At 67.4% G+C, this 19,276-nt stretch carries 15 protein-coding genes; 3 read left to right on the forward strand and 12 right to left on the reverse strand.

What is annotated here, in order from left to right; all coding sequences use genetic code 11:
• Window positions 1–26: 26 nt before the first annotated feature.
• Together AAW51_RS16980 and AAW51_RS16985 are read right to left on the reverse strand one after the other, a co-directional pair.
• On the reverse strand, window positions 27–1,436 hold the full coding sequence (locus tag AAW51_RS16980; RefSeq protein WP_047195549.1) for a sigma-54-dependent transcriptional regulator: 1,410 nt from the start codon (window positions 1,434–1,436) through the stop codon (window positions 27–29).
• 59 nt (window positions 1,437–1,495) lie between these two features.
• On the reverse strand, window positions 1,496–3,355 hold the full coding sequence (locus AAW51_RS16985) for a sensor histidine kinase (protein WP_047195550.1): 1,860 nt from the start codon (window positions 3,353–3,355) through the stop codon (window positions 1,496–1,498).
• 127 nt (window positions 3,356–3,482) lie between these two features.
• Here AAW51_RS16985 and AAW51_RS16990 point away from each other — a divergent pair, with 127 nt between their 5' ends.
• From AAW51_RS16990 to AAW51_RS17000, 3 genes are all read left to right on the forward strand, one after another.
• A complete protein-coding gene (locus AAW51_RS16990) occupies window positions 3,483–4,121 on the forward strand; it encodes a DUF4166 domain-containing protein (RefSeq protein ID WP_047195551.1) in 639 nt (212 codons plus the stop codon).
• Between the two features lie 2 nt (window positions 4,122–4,123).
• The gene (locus AAW51_RS16995; protein WP_238947620.1) at window positions 4,124–5,626 is read left to right on the forward strand and encodes a TIGR01777 family oxidoreductase; all 1,503 of its coding nucleotides are present in this window, start codon (window positions 4,124–4,126) and stop codon (window positions 5,624–5,626) included.
• An 82-nt stretch (window positions 5,627–5,708) separates the two neighbouring features.
• Window positions 5,709–6,464, forward strand: a complete 756-nt coding sequence (locus AAW51_RS17000; RefSeq protein ID WP_047195552.1) for an SDR family NAD(P)-dependent oxidoreductase — start codon at window positions 5,709–5,711, stop codon at window positions 6,462–6,464.
• A 33-nt stretch (window positions 6,465–6,497) separates the two neighbouring features.
• On the opposite strand, the gene AAW51_RS17005 is transcribed toward AAW51_RS17000, so the two are convergent.
• The 10 genes from AAW51_RS17005 to AAW51_RS17050 all read right to left on the reverse strand — a co-directional run bounded on the left by AAW51_RS17005 (window position 6,498) and on the right by AAW51_RS17050 (window position 19,140).
• Entirely contained in the window at window positions 6,498–7,340 is an 843-nt protein-coding gene (locus tag AAW51_RS17005) for an efflux RND transporter periplasmic adaptor subunit (RefSeq protein ID WP_053013661.1), read from the reverse strand.
• Window positions 7,337–9,337: a preprotein translocase subunit SecA gene (locus AAW51_RS17010; RefSeq protein WP_047195553.1), complete on the reverse strand. Its 2,001-nt coding sequence runs from the start codon at window positions 9,335–9,337 to the stop codon at window positions 7,337–7,339. The genes AAW51_RS17005 and AAW51_RS17010 overlap by 4 nt, the downstream gene beginning before the upstream one ends.
• Window positions 9,330–11,492: a site-2 protease family protein gene (locus tag AAW51_RS17015; RefSeq protein ID WP_047195554.1), complete on the reverse strand. Its 2,163-nt coding sequence runs from the start codon at window positions 11,490–11,492 to the stop codon at window positions 9,330–9,332. Before AAW51_RS17015 ends, AAW51_RS17010 begins: the two co-directional genes overlap by 8 nt.
• Window positions 11,493–11,503: 11 nt before the next feature.
• Entirely contained in the window at window positions 11,504–13,363 is a 1,860-nt protein-coding gene (locus AAW51_RS28280) for an RND family efflux transporter (protein ID WP_157359928.1), read from the reverse strand.
• Entirely contained in the window at window positions 13,360–14,691 is a 1,332-nt protein-coding gene (locus AAW51_RS17025; RefSeq protein WP_238947916.1) for a TolC family outer membrane protein, read from the reverse strand. Before AAW51_RS17025 ends, AAW51_RS28280 begins: the two co-directional genes overlap by 4 nt.
• 557 nt (window positions 14,692–15,248) lie before the next feature.
• Window positions 15,249–15,545, reverse strand: a complete 297-nt coding sequence (locus AAW51_RS30020; protein ID WP_157359929.1) for a hypothetical protein — start codon at window positions 15,543–15,545, stop codon at window positions 15,249–15,251.
• A gap of 211 nt (window positions 15,546–15,756) precedes the next feature.
• Entirely contained in the window at window positions 15,757–16,191 is a 435-nt protein-coding gene (locus tag AAW51_RS17035) for a hypothetical protein (protein WP_157359930.1), read from the reverse strand.
• A gap of 34 nt (window positions 16,192–16,225) precedes the next feature.
• A complete protein-coding gene (locus tag AAW51_RS17040; protein ID WP_047195557.1) occupies window positions 16,226–17,824 on the reverse strand; it encodes a PA3715 family protein in 1,599 nt (532 codons plus the stop codon).
• Window positions 17,825–17,940: 116 nt separating this feature from the next.
• On the reverse strand, window positions 17,941–18,525 hold the full coding sequence (locus tag AAW51_RS17045) for a hypothetical protein (RefSeq protein ID WP_047195558.1): 585 nt from the start codon (window positions 18,523–18,525) through the stop codon (window positions 17,941–17,943).
• 72 nt (window positions 18,526–18,597) lie between these two features.
• A complete protein-coding gene (locus AAW51_RS17050; protein ID WP_157359931.1) occupies window positions 18,598–19,140 on the reverse strand; it encodes a hypothetical protein in 543 nt (180 codons plus the stop codon).
• Window positions 19,141–19,276 lie beyond the last annotated feature (136 nt).

The following is a 19,276-nucleotide window of genomic DNA, read 5'->3' on the forward strand; positions in this document are numbered from 1 at the left end:
GGCAAGACGCACTGGGCCGTCTCAAGCTACCTCAAGCCCAGGCGCGCCAGCTTTTTGATCAGCCCGACGCGGGAGATGCCGAGCCGGCGGGCGGCTTCCGATTGGTTGCCTCCGGTTTGCTCCATCACCTCGCGGATCATCCGCGTCTCGAGGTCCGCGATGGCGGCGTCGAGCGTGCCGTCGGCCGGTGCGGGCGGGGCAGATGCCGAGGTCGAAGTGTCGGGCAGGTTCACCGACTCGCCACTGGCGAACTTCAGCAGATCCGCATCCACCGCGTCGCTGCCGGGCAGGATCAACGCTCCCGCCGACTCCACGACGGCGCGCAGCTGCCGCACATTGCCTGGCCACTCGTGCGCCTGCAGCCAGCTCAAGGCATCGGCGCTGAAGCGCGCCTGTGGCGCCACGCCGCGCAGGAACCGGGCCGCCAGCAAGGGCACATCGGCCCGCCGTTCGGCCAAGGCCGGGGTGCGCAGCACCATACCTTTCAAGCGGTAGAACAGGTCTTCTCTGAAGCTGCCTTCCCGCACCATGGCCTCCAGATCGCGGTGGGTGGCGGCCACCACCCGCACATCCGCCTGCTTCGGTTCGCGACCGCCCACTGGCGTGAAGGTGCCCTCCTGCAGAAAGCGCAGCAGCTTGACCTGCATCGGCGCCGGCATTTCGCCCACCTCGTCTAGGAACAACGTGCCGCCGTGCGCCGTCTCGACCAGGCCCGGCTGGTCGCGATGGGCGCCGGTGAAGCTGCCTTTCAGGTGACCGAAGAGTTCGCTCTCCAGCAACTCGGCAGACAGCGCGCCGCAATGGATCACCGTGAAGGGCCCGCCCCGCCGCGCGCTGCAGCGATGCAAGGCGCGCGCCACCAGCTCCTTGCCGGTGCCGGTGGGCCCGAGCACGATGACGTTGACCGAGGTGGCACCCACGCGCTGAACCATGGCGCGCAGTTGCTGCATGGCCCCGGTCTGCCCGACCAGGCCCATCTCGCCCTCGCCCTGCTCTTCTTTCGCGGCCCGAAGGTCGCGCAGCTCCTCGTCGAGCCGCGCCTTGTGCATGGCCCGCGTCACGACGAAGCGCAGCATCTCCGGATCGATCGGCTTGGTGAGGAAGTCCCACACGCCCATCTCGACTGCCCGGAGTGCGAACTCACGGTCGCCGTGGCCGCTCAGCACCACGACCACCGCCGACGCGAAGCGCGGGATGAGGGACAGGCCGGCCTCGGGGTCCATGCTGGGCGGCATCGCCAGGTCCAGCAGCACCACCTGGGGACGGTCTTCCTCGAAGGCCTGCAAGGCCTCGTCCACGTCGCCCGCCACCGACACCCGATGCCCGAGGTTGCGCAGGAAAGAGCTGCCGAGGCGCTGGTAGGCCGGCTCGTCGTCCACCAGCAGGATGTGGCCGATGGACCGGCCGTTGCTGCTGCTCGATGCGGTAGTGCTCATTCGATGATCTTCGTGCTATGCACTGCGGTGCGAGCCCCTTCGGGCTGCCGGGCGGGTGCTCATGAGAGTGATGCTTCCTGCTGCGGAAAGGTCAGAGTGAAGCAGGTGCGCCAAGGCGCACGTTCGGTGAGTTCAGCCGAGCCGCCGTGCGCGGCCATGATGCGCGCGACGATGGCCAGGCCGAGGCCGGTGCCGCCGGGGCTGCGCGAGGCAAAAGGCTGAAAGAGCTTGTCACGCAGATCGGGCGAGATGCCGGGCCCGTCGTCGCAGACGTGCAGTCGCACCGTGTGGCAGGCCCGCTCTGCGTCGAGCTGCACGCGCCGTGTGCCTGCCGCGGCGCGGGCGTTGGACAACAGGTTGCAGACCGCCTGATCAAACCGCACCGGGTCGAGCGTGGCCGTCATCGGAACGGCCAGCCCCGGGCCGATCTCGACCTCCGGCATGCGCCGGACCAAACCTTGCACACGTTGCGCGATGTCGGTCTCGATGGGCTGGATCTGCCACGGTTTGGCGTAATCCAGCAGGTCTTCGGCCAGCCGCGAGATGCGGGTGATCTGCTCGTTGACTTCGTGCCGGGTGTCATCCGGTGCCAAGGCTACCGCCATCGCGATGATGTTGAGCGGGTTGCGCAGATCATGTGCCACGGTGGCCGCCAGCGAGCCCAGCTCTGCCAGGCGGGCCTGCAACTGGCGTTCGCGTTCGCGCTGCTCGGCTGCGACGGCCACTTCGACCTGGGCCGCCGCGTCGGCCAGCATCGCACCGAACAACTCCGCCAGATGCCGCTGGCCGGGTGGTGCCTCGTCGAAGCCGATCAGGGTCGTCTGCCATTCGCCTGAAACACCTGGCTCGGCGTTCGCTGCCTTCAGGCACACCAGCGTCGGGTGGGGGCCAGCGAGCACGTGTGCGGACGCGCCGGCGGGTGCGTCTTCCACGTGTGAGCCGACCCGCACGCCGACCGCCAGCCTCATGCGCTGCGACACCAACTCGGCGGCCGTGTCCGCCAACGCCGACAGCGACGGCGCCCGGCTCAACTTGGCGCGCCAGTGCCGAAGGTCGTCGGCCGACGGCGTGCCCCCGGGATAGACCAGCCGAGAGGCCACACGCCAGACCGGCCCGCTCAGCGCGAGGCAAGTGGCCGCGACAGCCACGGCGTTCACCCACTTGGATTCGAACGGCAGCAACACCGTCAACGGCACCACCATCACGCCCAACAGAATCAGGATGGCGGACGCCAGTGCCCGTCGGGCCCACACGTTGGCCACGAAGACACGGTAGCGCAGGATGCCGTACACCAGGATGACGGGATAGGCGGGCGCCGCCAGCACCTGCCAAGGATAGAGCGGGATGTCGAGTGCCGCGAAGGTATAGCCCGACATGGCCAGCAGGCCCCATCCGCACGACACGGCCACGGCGGCGATCTGGCGGCGTCGCTGTGGTGATGCGGCACGCCACAGTCCGCTCATCAGCACCAGCATGCCGGCTGCGGCCAGGAAGGCCCAGACCAGCCCGGTGGTCCACCCCACCGCATTCGGCACAACCACCCATTCGACGCCCTCGAACGGCGGGTAGTGACGGAACTCGCCGGGCGAGCGCACCAGCGACAGCGTCATGGCCGACGCGGCCAACCCGTAGGCGCCCCAGATCCAACGTTTGCCGAGGGGCACCTCGCAGAAGGTCGCACAGAAGTGCAAGAAGGCCGCCGAGGTGAGCGGGACCGATGACAGCAGCGCCATCGCCAGCGGCGCGGCGCCGATCCCGACCCAGCTCGGCAGTTCGTTGCCGACGATCCAGGTGGCCACGCCGAGCAGGAAGACCACCAGCAGTCGGGCACCCCGCACCTCCTTCGCCCATGCCAGCAGCACGGCACTCATCGCCAGGGTTTCGAGCAGGGTGAGCAGCAGGGCGATGTGGATGGCCATGGCCGGCACTGTAAACGGCGTTGACGCCTGCCGCACCGGCGGCTGTATCCGCGGTTGACAGACGACATAAAAAGTCGAGGTAAATCAATCAGTTGCGATCTGGCATGGATGCTGCGCCAACAGCAGCATGAACACCGTGCTCCACCCCGCCGCCGCCGACCGGGCGCCCGAACTGAACTTTGCGGAGATGGTCGGCGCCGCCCAATGGCAACAGCTGTCGCTCCCGATCCGCCGACGCTTCGCAGCCGGTCATGGCGATGTTTCGTACCGCGGTTCGATGGCGCTGCGGGCCTCCCCCCTGGGCCGCTGCTTCGCCCTGCTGGCCCGGCTGCTCGGCAGCCCGTTGGCCGCCGGCCGCCAGCACGAGGTGCCGACCACGGTGAACGTGCGCCATGACGGCCGCGGCGGTGTCGTCTGGGAGCGGCTGCTCGGGCGGCCCGATGCAGCGGGCGCCCAGTGTGTGCGTTCCACCAAGCGGATGGGCCCGGACAGCACGCTCGAGGAATGCACCGACGGCGGCTTGTCGATGAGCCTGGCCGTGCGCGTGGAGGACGGTGCCCTGGTGTTCTACAGCCGTTGCTACTTCGTGCTGCTGCTGGGCCGCTGGCGGCTGCCCGTGCCGGCCCTGCTGACGCCCGGCACCTGCCGCGTCGAACACCGCGATGAAGGCCCCGGGCGTTTCCGCTTCACGCTGGACATGGTTCATCCGCTGTGGGGCCACACCTTTCACCAAACCGGCGTCTTCGCCGATCCAGAGGCATGCTGATCATGAACATGACGATAGTTTTTTCGGTGCTGACCTTCCAGGCCCTCCTCGGCGCCTTCGACAACCTTTGGCACCACGAGCTGGCCGCGCGGCTGCCACAGCGTGCCTCTGCCCGCCGCGAGTTGACGCTGCACGCGGCGCGCGAGGCCCTCTACGGGTTGCTCTTTGCGGGGCTCGCGTGGCTGCATTGGCAAGGCTGGTGGGCGCTGCTGCCCGCCAGCCTGTTGGTGGCCGAGATGTTCATCACCATCGCCGACTTCCTCGAAGAGGACCGCAGCCGCAAGCTGCCGCCGCTGGAACGCGCCCTGCACACGGTCCTGACGGTGAGCTATGGCCTGCTGCTGGGCCTGCTCGGGCCGATGTTCTGGCAGGCGTGGCGGTTGCCGTCAGGTCTGTCGGTGGTCACGCATGGGCTCTGGTCATGGTTCTTCAGCGCGGCGTCGGTGGGCGTGCTCCTCTGGAGTGTCCGCAATGTGCTGGCCGTGAGGCAGCTCAAGCGCATCAGCTCGGCGCCAGGGCAGCAGCATCCACCGGCAGCGCAGGCGCTGGGCGGCGCCACCGTGCTGGTGACCGGCGGCACGGGCTTCATCGGGTCTGCTCTCGTGTCGCGGCTGCTGAGCCAGGGACGCCGCGTCATCGTGCTGACCCGCGACCCACTGCAGGCGCGCGCCAGCCTCGGCCCTCGTGTCTGGGCGGTGGACCGGCTGGACGACATCCCGGCGGAAACCCGCATCGATGCGGTCGTGAACCTGGCCGGGGCGACCATACTCGGCGCACCGTGGACAGCATCGCGCCGGCAGGTCCTGCTCGAAAGCCGTCGCCGCACGACCAAAGAAGTGCTCCGCCTGATGCAACGCCTGCATCAACGGCCCGAGGTGCTGGTGAGCGCCTCGGCGGTCGGCTACTACGGCGTGCCGCCCGGCATGGCACCGATTGATGAAACAGCGCCCGCCGAGCCGGGCCGATTCCAGTCCGACTTGTGCGCGGCCATCGAAAGGGAAGCCCTGAAGGCTCAGCACATCGGCGTGCGGGTGGTGTGTTTGCGCCCGGGCATCGTGCTGGGACGCAACGGCGGCGCCTACCCTGCGCTGGCGCTGGCGGCCCGTCTGGGCTTCGCTGCCACACTGGGCGGCGGCCGGCAACCGGTGCCCTGGATCCATCTCGACGATGCGGTCGGGCTGATGCTTCATGCGATCGCCGAGCCCGTGCTGGAGGGCCCCGTCAACGCGGTCGCGCCACAGACGCCCTGCCAGGCAACTTTCACCGACATCATGGCCGCGGCCTTCGGTCGTCGCGCTCGACTGCACGTGCCTGCAGCGGTCCTGCGTGCCGGGTTGGGGGAGATGTCCGAACTGCTGCTGTGCGGCCAGAACGCCGTGCCGACCCGGGCCCTCGCAAGCGGCTATGTGTTCGCGCATCCCACGCTTCAAGAAGCCTTGGATCAACTGGTCGGCTCGGCCAGGCCTCCAAGGTGCAGCGACGGTTTTATTGTTCGGCGTCTCTGAACACTTCAATCGGCGGGCGGTGCTTTATCGGCAGTACCCCGCCCCATAAGCTGCTCCCCACATTTCACCCAAGGAGCCACTCATGACCCGCAAGATCGCGCTCATCACCGGCGCCAGCCGCGGCCTCGGCCGCAATGCGGCGCTTCACCTCGCCCGGCACGGCGTCGACCTGATCCTCACCTACCGCCGCCAGCAGGCGGAAGCCGACGCGCTGGTCGCCGAGCTGGACCGCCTCGGCGCCTGTGCCGCCGCGCTGCCGCTCGACGTCGGTGACAGCACCTCGTTCCCGGCGTTTGCCGACGCCGTGCGGGCACTGCTGGCGCAGTGGCAGCGCGAGCGCATCGACTTCCTGGTCAACAACGCCGGCATGGGCGCGCGTGCGTCGTTCGTCGACACCACCGAGGCCCAGTTCGACGAGCTGATGAGGGTCCACCTGAAGGGCCCGTTCTTCCTCACGCAGACACTGCTGCCGCTGATCGCCGATGGCGGCCGCATCCTCAACATCTCCAGCGGGCTCGCGCGTTTCGTCGAACCTGGTTATGCAGCCTATGCCGCGATGAAGGGCGGCATCGAGGTGCTGACACGCCACTGGGCCAAGGAGCTGGGCGCGCGGCAGATCCGCGTGAACACGCTGGCGCCAGGCGCGATCGAGACCGACTTCGGCGGCGGCGCGGTGCGCGACATCCCCGACCTCAACGCCTTCCTCGCGTCCAACACCGCGCTGGGCCGGGTGGGCTTGCCCGACGACATCGGGGGTGTGGTGGCGGCGCTGCTGGCGGGCGACACGGGCTGGATCAACGCGCAGCGCATCGAGGCATCGGGCGGCATGTTCGTTTGAGGTTGCGGGGCCCGATTCCAGGGTGACAGGCCATTAGAGCCCCGCGATGCGGAGCCGGCATCGAATCCCGCCGGGCAAGGTCTGCCGCTTGTTGTCCAGTTCCACCAGCACGCCGAAGGTGCCGGCAGCAGAGTCGATCAGACGGTCGACCGTCTTGATGCGGGTCTGCACCTCACCCTTGAAGGGCGCTTCCGGCACCACCGTCGCCGCACCGCCGGCCTTCACTTGCGGAAACACGCGAAACGGCAGGATCGCCCGCACCACCAGCGGGTCGGTCTGGGCGATCTTCAAGATCGGCTTCTTGCCTTCGCCGCTGTCCACCAGCGCACCGGGGTACAGGTATTGGTCGACCACCACGCCGTCAAACGGGCTGCGCAACACGCGCCGGTTGAGCTGGTCGACCGACTGTCGGTGCTCCAGCTTGGCCAGTTGTGCGTTTTCTTCGGCCGTCTTCAGCTCTGCCTGCGCGGTCCTCAGTTCCGCTGCGGCGTCGTCCCGCGCCTGGGCCGAGACGAACTCCTCTTCGTACAGGTCTTCGTAGCGGCGCGCCTTCTCGCGTGCCGCCCGCAGCTTGCTCTGCGCCAACAGCAGGCTGCCTTGCGCGCCGGCACGGAAGCGCGCCGTCTCGGAGGCACTCTGCTCGACGCTCGACTCGATGCTGACCAACAGCTGGCCGCGGCGCACGCTCTCGCCGCGCCGCACATGCACCTGCTGCAGCAGCCCGACCACCGGGCTGCGCACCTCCACCACCTGCGCCGGCTCGATCATGCAATCGAACTCGCCCGCACTTGCGCTCGCGCGGGCCGGCGTGGCCATCACCGTCGCCATCAGCACCGACAGGGCGGCCAGCGCCCCGCTCACTCGACACATCTTCATGTCACCCGTCCTGCAAATCCGATCAAACGATTCAAATCGCGGTCTTGCTTCAGCGTCTGGAGGCGGCCTCGCCAGGCTCGGCGCTCCGCACTGCGCTGCGCCCACGCGACGGCGCATTGCAACAAGGTCCGCTGGGTCCTCCCCCGCAGCGTGGCGAGCAGATGCCGCACCAGTGCCGGCTGAGGCTCGAACACGCTGTCGTGCGCACAGACGACGGCGCGAGCCGAGCCGGGGTCGCCCTGACGGCCGCTGCGTCCGAACAGCTGCCGGTCGACGCGGGCCGACTCGTGGAACTCGGTCAGGATCACGTGCAACCCGCCCGCCGTTCGCGCCTCGGCGGTCGGCTTGATGTCGGTGCCCCGACCGGCCATGTTGGTCGCCACCGTGATGCGACCCGCGCCACCGGCCTGCCCCACGATCTGCGCTTCGGCCGCGTCCTGGCGTGCATTGAGGACCACGTGCTCGACACCGCGACGCGTGAACTCGGCACTGATCTGCTCCGACGCTTCCACGCTGCGTGTCCCCACCAGCACCGGTTGCCCGAGGGCGGCCACCCGGCACGCCTCGTCGGCCACCGCCTGCCACTTCTGCTCGGCAGTGGCCGTGCAGACGGACGGCAGTTGCAGGCGCCGGTTGGCGCGGTTGGGGGGAATGGGCTTGACCCTCAGGCCGTAGACGGCCCACAGCTCGCGTGCCGACTCGGCCGCCGTGCCGGTCAGCCCGGCCAACAGGAAGTAGCGCCGGAAGAAGCCCTGGAAGGTCATCCGGGCCATGGTCTCGCGGCCCGAGGTCAGCTCCAGGCCCTCTTTGGCCTCGATCAGCTGGTGCAGCCCCTGCTCCCACGACCGATCGGCCATCACCCGCCCGCTCGACTCGTCGACGATCTGCACCTTGCCTTCGGCCAGGATGTAATGCTGATCCAGCGAGAACAGGTGCAGCGCGGTCAGCGCCTGCCGCAGCAGCAGCTCGCGCCAGGTGCGGGCCCGCCACACCGGCCGCACGCCGTCGGGCGGCAGGCCTGCCGCGTCCACCGCGGCGGGCAGCAGCTCGAGTTCGCGCGCCTTGCCGATGCGGAAGTGCACCTCCGGCTGCAGGCGGCGCGCCGTTTCGATCGCCCATGCCAACAGCGGCGCCTCGTACATCGCCGGCGCTTCGCGCGAAATGATCATGGGGGTGCGCGCCTCGTCGATCAACACGCTGTCGGCCTCGTCGACGATGGCGAAGTGCAAGGCCGGGATCAGCGGCGCTTGCTGCCCTGCAGCATCGGCCCCCGCTTCCAGCTGGCGCAACTGGCCCACACGGCTGGGCAGCACCCCGTGGCCGGCCAGCTTGTCTTTCAGGTAGTCGAACACCAACTCTTTGCCGCTGACGTAGCACACCGAGTGGGCATAGACGGCCCGGCGCTCGTCGGGCTCCATGCCGCCCTTGATGGCGGCGCCGGTGAGCCCGAAGAAGGCGAACAGCGGCATCATCTCTTCACAGTCGCGCTGCGCCAGGTAGTCGTTGGTGCTGATCACGTGCACCGCAGCGCCGGAGCCCGCCATCGCGGTGGCCGCCAGACCGGCCACCAGTGTCTTGCCCTCGCCCGTGCGCATCTCGGCCAGCCGGCCCTGGAACAACACGCGGGCACCGGCGAACTGCACCGGGTGAGGCCACATCTTCAAGGTGCGGCGGCTGGCCTCGCCGACGCAGGCCAGCACGGCCGCCAGCAGCCGCTCTTCACCGGGGGCCTGCTTCAGGCGCGCCACTTCCAGCCGGTAGCGCTGCACCACGATGTCGTCCGGCTGGTCCCGCAGCTGCTGCGCGACGCCGGACACCACCTCGGCAAAACGCGCCACCGACCGCGCGCTCTCGCGCCGCGGCGGCAAGTAGCCGGGCAGGCCATGCAGGAAGTCTTCCACCGCATGGCGGCGCGGCGCGGCGCGTTCGTCGCGTTGTGTGTCGGCCCGCCGGAAACCCGGGCCGGCCAGGGCGCGGACCAAGGTGGGGTCAAACATTCAAGCGCGCCAAGAAAAGCTGCCGCAGCCGCAGCGCCCATTGCCAGCCGAGCGGCGCCCAGCCGAGATCGAAACGCACATAGGCACGGTCGCCGAACACGGCGGTGGACGAGTGCCGCTCCAGCAGCACTTCGACGTCGAACACCCGGGCCAGACTGCGGGTGCCGCCCTGCTCCGCCGGGTCCACCGCAATCTCGCCACCTCCGGTGGTGCCGAGCGCGGGCGACACCAGGTCGGTCGCGCCCCCCGGCACCTGGCGCCGCACCGTGCCCGCCACTGAAGTGCGCATGGCGTGGGCGAAGCGCACGTCCACCCCTTGCACGCGCGAGCGGATCAGGTCCATGTCTTCCTGGGTCACCGCCGTACGAACCAACCGCGACGGCCCGGCGACCACATAGCCCAGCACCTCACCTCGGCGCACGTGACGACCCACCAGCTCGGTGGGTGCCGCGGGGGTCCAGCGGCCTGCGGCCTGCGCGCGCACGTTCAGGGACTCGACCCGCCGCTGCATCTCGTCGAGCCGCGCTTGCTGCATCGCCAGTTCGGCGCGCAAGGCCTGCGCTTTCACCGGGTCGTCGACCTCCGCCTTGCGCAGTTGTGCCGCGGCGCGCTGCACGGTGCTATCGGCCACCGCATGCTCGGCCTGCAGGTCGAGACTGTCCAGGCTCATCAAGGCTTGCCGCGCCTCGACACGCTGGCCGGCCTTGACCGGCGCGGCCGAGACCTGCCCGGGCGCTTCGGCGCGGACGATGGCCTCGTCGGGCAGCCACACCACGGCCTGGTGCACGGAATAGAACGGCAAGGGCAGCAGCGCGACCCCCACCACCAGCAGCGCCAGCGCCGTCAGCGTGCGGCGCAGCGCCAGCTCGCGTCGACGCGCCAGGCCGGGGCTTTCGCGCAGGTGCTTCCAGCCCTTCCACAACGGCATCACGAAGGCCGTCCAGGCGCCGAACAGCGCCATCACCACGCCGAGGATCAGGTATTCGGAAGCGATGAACAGCACCAGGCCGATCGACACGCTAAGGCGATAGAACGGCGCCACCGCCCCGTAGAGCGCCAGCAGCCAGCGCTCGCCGGTCGACTCGACGGGCGGCTGCGCATCGGGCGAGTTGAAGGCATGGCGGTCGATCAGATAGGCCCAATATTGGGTGGCCCGCTGCGCCAGGTTGGGAACCTCCAACAGGTCGCAGAAGATGAAATAGCCGTCGTAGCGCATCAAGGGGTTGCCGTTGACGACCACCGTTGAGACGCCTGTGATCAGCAACACGTTGAAGGCGATGGCGCTGACCAGCCCCGACTCGCTCAACAGCCACACGTAGACGGCCAATGCGCCCAGCAGCAGCTCGGCCAGGATGCCGGCCGCGGCGACCGCGGCGCGGGCCCACTTGGACGGGAAGCGATACGACGACGAGGCGTCCACATACGGCACCGGCGTGAACACCACGAACATCAGCCCGATCTCGCGCACCGTGCCGCCCCAGGCCTTGACCGCCATGCCATGCGCCCACTCGTGCACCGCTTTGACGAGCGGGTAGGTGAACCACAGCAGCGCGACGTTGCTGGCCGACAGCACGCGGTCCGACAGGTTCTCGGTCAGCGCGCTCCAGTGTTGCGCGGCGAGCACGGCCGCCGGTGTCACGATCAGCAGCCACAACGCCGCCATGCCCCAGGAGAACAGCGCACGGGCCATGCCGGCATGGCGCTCGAACCAGGCGTCGGGGTACAGCAGCGGCAGCTTGAGGCTCATCGGGTTGAGCCACGACTGCTTGAGCTTGGCGCGTGTCTGCCGCTTGTAGCGGTCGAACACCTCGGCGGCGTCGGGCGCCACCTGGGTCTGCAGCAGGTCGTTGGCGTACAGCGACGACAGCAGCTGCACCAGCTCGTGCTGCGAGATGGCGGCCTGGTCGGCGCCGCCCTCGGGGTTCACCTGCTCGCAGGCGGCGTCCCACACCGCGTCCAGGTCGCGCGTGCCGTCCAGCAGTTGCAGCACCCGCCACACCGAAGGCGTGACACGATGGAAGCGCTGCGTGACCGGGTCGGCCAACAACACCCAGGGCCGCCCGCGCAGCCGCCGGTGCAGCGGCTGCACCCCTTCGCGCAGCCGGGGGCGCAGGAAGCGCACGGCGTGCCAGTGCTCCGACAACAGCGTCTGCATCGCTCAGCGCCTCACCACCACCAGCTCCACAGCTTCAGCCGCAGCCAGTCCAGCGTGGAGCGGGTCCACACGGTGAGCAGGTTGGCTTCACCGACGGTGATCTTGCCAACGCCCTGCATGCCGGGGCTGAGCGACGGCGCTTGGGCGTCCCATGCGGCCTCGACCCGAAAGCCGTTGTTGCCGTCCTGCACGCTGGCCGTCGCGGTCACCGTGGCCACCTTGAAGGCATAGCTGTGCTGCGGCTGACCGGTGAGGCGCAGGGCGCCCAACTGCCCTGCCCGCACGCGGGCGATGTCCTTGTCCTGCACATGCAGCACAACCCGGAAACCGTCGGCCGCGGCGATCTCGAACATCTCTTTGCCCGTCTCGACCGGCCCACCGATCTGCTGCACCCAGTCGCCGCTGACCACCAGGCCGTCCATCGGTGCGGTCAGTGTGGCGCGCGCCAGCTTGGCCTCGACCAGCGCCAGCTGCGCCTCGGCCTGGCGCACTTCGGCCGAGGCCAACGCGACGGCCGGCGCGTCGTGCTCGGCCATCGCCTGGCGCAGCTTGCCGGCGGCCTGGTCGCGTTCGCTCTGGTATTTGTTCTGCTCGAGCTTCAGGTCACGCTCGTCCAGCCGCGCCAGCACCTGGCCCTGGCGCACCCGGTCGCCGGGACGCACCAGTGCCTCGCGGACGAAACCGTCGAACGGCGACGTGACCAGCTGGCGCACGCGACCTTCGATGACGAGGTTGGCGGTGACACGGTCCGGCACCGGCCACAACAGCAGCGCGGCGAGCGCCAGCGTGATGGCCCCGGCCGCCGCTTTCCAGGTCAGGTGGCCGGGCTCGCGCAGCTTGCGCCAGGCGCCGCGGGACGCGTCGACGATGTGACGCGGCAGCGAGCGGCCGGCCTCGCGCCAATGGCGCAGCAGGGGCTCGCCGAGCCCGGCGCTGGCGCGCAGCACGGCCATCGCCGGTGCCGGCCACTCGCCACCGTCGCAGCGGGCGACCAGCACGGCCGAAGGTTCGCCGTTGTCCAGCAGCGGCAGCGCCCACCAGGGGCCTTGCTGCAGCTCGCGCATCTCGACCGCGGCGCGCAAGGCGATCTCGCTGCTCTCTTGCACTGCTGGCGAGGCTTTTTCGGCCCAGGCGGTGTCGGCGCCGACCCACCAATGCGGCACGCCGCGGCGCACCTCGAACAACGAGAGCGACAGCGAGAACCCCGCGGGCGCCTCGCTGCGCGCCCAGGCCGCGCTGCGATTGACCCACTCCTGCGCGGCAGCCCGCGCCTCGGTCTGCGAGGCCACGTGGCCGAGCAGCTCGAGCAGGCGTGCCGAATGGAGGTGCTTCGAGAAGGTCTGCGCCGACAGCGTGAGTTGCAACCAGCCGAGGGACAACAGCACCAGCTGCACGGTCCGCTCGTTGTGCGGGGGCGGCAGGCAGATGCCGATGGTGCCCGACGCGCCGCTGGGCAGCTGCAAACGGGTGGCCATCAACAGCTCTTGGCCGGTGGCGCCGGCCACTTTGACGAGGGCCACCGGGTTGTCGGGCGTGACACGTTCACGCAAGGCCGGCCAGGCCGCGACGAGTGCGGCCTCGGCGGGGGGGAAATCTTCGGTCCAAGCGGCATCGTCGCTGTGGAAGGCGGCCGCGCGGCACGGCATGCCGGCGGCGGCGAGGCGGGCGCGCCAGGCGGCTAGCAGGCGGGCCAGCTCGCTCGGCGGCGCGGCCGGCGGGGGCGCGTCAACGGGGGGCGCGGTTGGGCCAGCTTGCTGGGTGGTGGGGCCGGTCGGCGGCGCCGTGGGGCCGGAGGTTGCGGCGGTGTCACGCGGCGGCGTGTCGCTTGCCGTCGGCTGGGGGGCCTGGGCGGCTTGGGTTGCGGGGTTCACTGGCGCCCCTCTTTGGCACGCACGGGGGCGTCGGGCGGGGTGAGCAACGGCACCACCACCAGCAGCCCGTCCAGCTCAGCCAGATCGATTTCGCTGAGGCGACCGGCCATCGCCTTGAGCTTCAGGTACTGGGTCCACGCGTCGTACCGGGCACGCGACAGATCGCGCCGCGCTTCGAAGAGGCGCGTCTGTGCTTCCAGCACTTCGCTGTTGACTCGCATGCCCACCGCGTAGCCGCGCCGGTTGGCGCGCACCGCCGTCTCGTTGGACTGCACTGCGGCCTCGAAACCACGCGCCTGGCTGGCGGCGGACAGCGTGGCCGAGAAGGCTTCGCGCAGGTCCAGGCCCAGTTGCCGGCGGGCCGCGTCGACGTCGCTGCGCGCCTTGTCGCGCAGCGCTGCGGCTTCGCGCACCTTGGCATGGGTCGCGAAGCTCGCGAACAGCGGAATGTTGACGTTGACGCTGACCTGCGTGTGGTGGCCCTTACGGCCAAACAGCGTGGTGGGCGAGCCGTTGTCCTTGTTGCGCATGTAGCTGTAGTTCAAGTCGGCCGTCGGCGCGTGGCCGTACCACGCCTTGCGCACCTCGGCGTCGCCGGCCTCGAGTGCCTGGCGTGCCGCTTCGAGCTGGGCGTTGTAGGCCTGCGCATCGGCGATCCAGGCGGGCAGCGACAGCGGCTCCACGGCCGGCAGCCGTTCCCCGGTCAGGCCACGTTCCACCAGGCCGTCGACCCGCTGGCCCACCAACTCGTCGACGATCTGCTGCCGCAGGTCGAGTTCATACGACGCGGCGACCAGCTGGGCCGCGACCGTGTCGGCTTTGGCTTGCGCTTCGCGCACGTCGGTGACCGACACCGTGCCGACCTGGAAGCTGCGTTGCGCGGAGGCGAGTTGTTCGCTGGTGGCAACACGTTGGGCTTGCAGGAAGACCACTTCATCACGCGCCTTCAGCACGCCGAAGCAGGCCTCGACGAGCCGCTGCATCGCGTCGGTCTCGGCCTGCTGCAACTGCGCCTGGGCTTGTTCGAGCTGCGCGTGAGCCTGAGCGAGGCTGGGGTAGAGCGCGTCGCGTTTCAGCGGCTGGGTGAGTTGGGCGCCGTACTGCTTCGACTCGAGGTTGCGCTCGTCGTACTCTGGCGCTTCGCGGTAGTTGCCTCTGGACTTGGTGCCGGTGAGCGCGACGGTCGGCCCGAAGGCGGCGCGGGCTTGCACCACACGCTGCTCGGCGGCGCGGACCTGGGCTTGCGCGCCGGCGACGGCGGGGTCAACGGCAAGCGCCAGGCGGTAGAGCTGCGGCAACGGCTGCGCGACGACCGCGACGGGCAGCACCCACAGCAACGCTGCGCACAGACGTGCGATGCCGGCACGAGTTGCCCCTCGGTGCAACGCGGCCAGCTGGCCACAAATCCCCACGACGATTCCCTCAGGCGGCGCTCGGCGGTGCCGGGCGCTGGTTTTTGGTTTGAGGTGGTCGGTCCACCGTTCGGATCAGGATCGATGGATCGAGACCGGGTTTGTTGACAGCGCGCGGGTGAAGATGCGGAGGGGTAGGACGAGCGTCTGCGCCTTAGCGGCTTGCCGGTCCGTATCCCTGTGCATTGCACCCTGGTGCGTGTCTCGCGGCGGAGTGTAGGGGGTGCGTATCTAGGTGTAACCCCCATGGGTGAGTGGGCGGGCGGTTATGACCGGCGAGGGTCCTTCAAAACCGTTCGGTCTCGTCCGACGGCGGTTCGTGATATTCGTCACGAAGTGGCGGTTCGAGAGGGAATAGAGGCGCCGATCACTGGCCCTACTCAGCGAACTAGAGGGTCGGCAACAGCCGAGCTGAGTAGACCCTCGCCCGTTCTGCTGACGGGGGAGCGAGAGCATGGCGCGGGCCCCTGGCGTCAGTTTTTGACGCCGTCGTGATAGGTGAACACGTCGGGGATGTGTTTCCCGCAGCCCGTGGTGCACCTCAAATACTTGCGGGCGACGCTGTCCTTCTTTTCTATGAAGTACCCTTTGTAAGTCGCCGAGCCCAATGGGGACTCTTTTGAGCACGTCATGGCGAATGCATTGACCGTGCAGTGACTGTCCATGAATCTTTCCTGCTGCCGTCGCGTCGCTGAAGACAAAACGGCAACCGTCGGGTTTTCTGTCGCGTAAAACCCACCCGGCACCTGAACAGAATTGCCGCTGTCCATGACGATCCTGAATCTCACGCCCGTCTTACTGGTGCCTACATAGTCACCCGGAGTCTCTGCGGCAGCATGGCCGCATAGCACAAACAGGAGATACGCGGCGTAGCGGTTGATCGTTGGCTTCGGCATAGAAACGTCAATAGGGGGATGGGGGGGAACGGCAGCGCAGGGGGCCCCTCCCCACCGTTGCCAAACTAGCATTCCTCGGGCTCTTCTACGAAAAGAAGAGGTACGCGCTTCGGCTCGCAACCCCGTATGCACTCGTAGATTTTGGCCCCTCTGCCGCAGGCGTGCGGTGCTCGGTGCTGAAACGAACCCGATAGTAGGCGGCAGCCAAAGGAGAAGCCACACCGCGCGAGCAGTCGATGAACTTGCCTGCGAACAGTGCAGCCATATCTCCACATTCGCCCTCGAACGAAACGACGGAGACGATCTCGTCCGTACGGTGACCGGCCGCGTCGTTTTTGAAGACATAGATGCCGTCGTATAGGTAAACCGTCTGCCCCGTCCTGTTCGTGCCCCAAGCCCCGCCGGAGCCGCCAGCGTAGACGTGTGGAGGAACCATGGCGAGCAGGAGAAGCGGAACGAGCAAAGCTTGTTTCGCAAGGCCACAGCCGTCGGGCGCGGCCACACTGATGGTGGCCAGCATCGAGAAGGCGTGGTCCGTCACCCGCACGAGAGCCTTATGCCGACTGCCCTTTGGGAGCGCAAGACGCAAACGATACTTTTGAGAGGTTGAGCCTGTAGGAGTTCGGTGTGGCATAGATGCCGATTGCAGAAGCTGCGACGCCGTCCTTTACTGGAAGTAATGCCTCCTTGCGGTGTGAGAATGCGATCCCATCATGGAGCTCCGCACCTTCGTAATGGCAATTCTCTCCCGGCATTCCGCGTTCTGGTGCGGTCAATGTGCTGTCGACGAGGACAGACACAACGCGCTCTCCGTCTACCGCAATTGACGCCTCGATCTCTTGCACATATCCATCGCTTCGCACTCGCTGCAAGGAGCAGGAATGCCAGACGGCGTCTGCTCCAAGGGTAGAGCCGCTCAGAGCGTTCAAGTGGCCCCTCTTCGTTCCGGGCCTCGTCGCGCCAAAGCGAACAAAGTCGCAGTCCTGCTGCCCATCCTGGCGCTCATTGATAACCTTACTCACCAATAGATCGATGGTCAAAAGCACCCGTCTCCCATTCGCATCTACCGAAAAGGACACCTTGTCTTTGCCGACATAACCAAAATCTGGAACGAGCCTCCAATACGGGTAGCTACCGCTCACCTTTACCACAGCCCCATGCTGAGGACCAGACACCACCTCAACTTGATCGGCGATCCTCTTAAAATCATCAGGCGAAATAATATATTCACCTTTACCTGGATCGTACTTGTACCCCAGGGCGCCGGCTACTGCCTGCACCACCATTAGCGAATTCACTCCCTCAGCGTCAACTTCACTCTCGACATCCTGGCAAATTTTGCTTTCAAAGCGTTCACTCACGCCCAGCTCAGAAACCTGCGTGGCCACAGCCCCGAAAGCCGTCTGCCAAAGCACAAGATCGTAGCGGTCCCCGTTGTATTTGACTCTGGCCGCCACTCCCTTCTTCTTGTCGTTTCGTCGAGTCGCAAGCCTTAGATCGGCGAAGCCGTTGGTTGAAGTCGGCTCCACCGAGATCACGACGTTGGCTTCTACGTGAGGAATATCCTCTCCGCCGCAGCGATTGCCGTCTCCATAGCGCCAATGGGACATGGTTTCAGTGAGGATCGGCCTGATAGTCCGCCCTTCGACAATGTAGAGGGTGAGTTCGCCGTCAAAGCCTCCCTCGTATTGACATCGGTCACGGAAGGTGTGGAGGCGAAGTGCGAAGGCTCTCGTGGTTTTCGAAAGGGTGTATCGCGCCGTGTCGAGCTTCAAGGAATAGCTCGTGACTTCGCTCGCCCCGCCCTCGGCTATGGCACCTCTATGGGACGCAATGACCCTATCGCCTCGGGCGTCGACTATCGCCAGCAGCAGCTCTTTCTGGTACTCAACCCCGCCATCGTAGGCGAATGCGGCAATAGTTCTTGAGCTGTTCGTCGGCCAAGATTTGCAGATGCTAGCCACCAAACGGCCGCCGGTCTCAACACTTGGATGGATGAAGTGGCCAAGATGGAAGTGTTCCCCCACGCGCTTCACCATTGCGTCGTTGCAGCGGTTCGTGTCGTCCTCAGACTGGGGCTGCGCGTGGGCAGTTTGATGTGGCGCCAAGGCGATGAATAAGATCGCGCTGAAGATTGTCCTGAGAACCGGCATACGTCTCGTCCATTGGAATGCGTCCGCCCCGCCAAGTTGAACGGACGCTCGCGATTTACGAATCATCGATCATCGTGCCGCGTCCGCGTGGACGCAGAGACCTGCTCGGGCTGCGGTCAGCGGATCTTGGACCTCTCCGCGTCCGACAGTCGTACGGTTCTTCCGCCCCGGTCCGTCGTTTTGCGTAGACCTAAACCTTCCAACAACAGCTTGAGTTCCACAATCCAGAAGGCCGCAACGAGCATCCCGTGAGCCGACTTTCGCGCCAGGCTCACTTGGCCCAAGGTGACGGCGTTGACGAACAAGTCCAGGACGACCTTGCCCATCAACAGAGGCGGCAGATTGAGCGTAACCTCGAGGGCGATGAGCATGATCGCGGCCCCAGCGAGCAAACGCTCGATCGGGCCGAATGCCGAAGGCGCCGGCGTAGAGGACGTGGTGAAGTGGCGCCACAGGTGACGGGCGCTCAGCACGACGGCGACCGCGCTGAGCACCTCCAACGGCCCGCCTCGACGGCATGTCACCGGACAGACCGCCCCACCGCCGGGCACACCGATGTCTTGCAACGCATTCACCAGCTCGAAGGGGAGGACGTTCATCAGCCAGATCGAAGGGCTGGGAGCGAGGTACCAGTCCAACGCGGTCACCAGGGTCGTGACGAGAATGACAAGTTGGAATGTGGCGAATAGGAATCGTGTCATTGGTACGCACCCTGCTTGTGCAGACTGTCGTGGCGAGAGTCGGAGTGGTGGTCGTTGTAGTGCCGCGGCGGTTCACTCCGCAGGCAGGCATCCGCGCTCGGAGGCATAAGGCGGATCGTTCTTCGGATCGGCCAGCTCGGGCTCGTACCGAAACTCCATAAAAGTTCGAGTGGGGTCCCCCGAGCTTCCCCTCATTGGAAGTTCGATGTCCGCGGGGGTGCCAGCTCGATACCAGAAATAGCCACTGCCAATCACAGGCGCTCCGTAGATCTCGGCCGCCGCGTGGCACAAGGCGTTGAAATGCGGCCCGTGGAAATGCACGAACATCCGGCTGAGACGATGCTGGTTGCTGATGTAGAACACCAGCCGCGCAGACCTCGCGTTGAACGGTCCGAGCGCCCGACGGTGAGGCGGGATGTCACACTGGACCTCCTTCGAAATCGAACTGGTCTCCTTGCAGTTGATTGCGCCGGCGCCCTTGGCATCCTGCAGCGACATCCCGGGATAGAACCCATTGAATGCCGCCCAGCTGCCGTCCGTCGGCTTGGCAGGACAGGCGGTCAGCGCCAACGCAGCCACGACCACCGACCCCAGCTTGGCGCCACCGCTACTCATGCTGGCAGCCCACCGGCTGGCCCTACCCGTCCCGTCCATTCCAAACCGACTGTTGGCCTCGATGTGGTAAGTGTCAAAGGCAGCGCGGTAGACACCGCTCCAGGCCGCCGGACCTTCGTCAGCAGCCAGGGCTTTG

Source organism: Caldimonas brevitalea, from assembly GCF_001017435.1.
In the GTDB taxonomy this organism is placed as follows: domain Bacteria; phylum Pseudomonadota; class Gammaproteobacteria; order Burkholderiales; family Burkholderiaceae_C; genus Caldimonas; species Caldimonas brevitalea.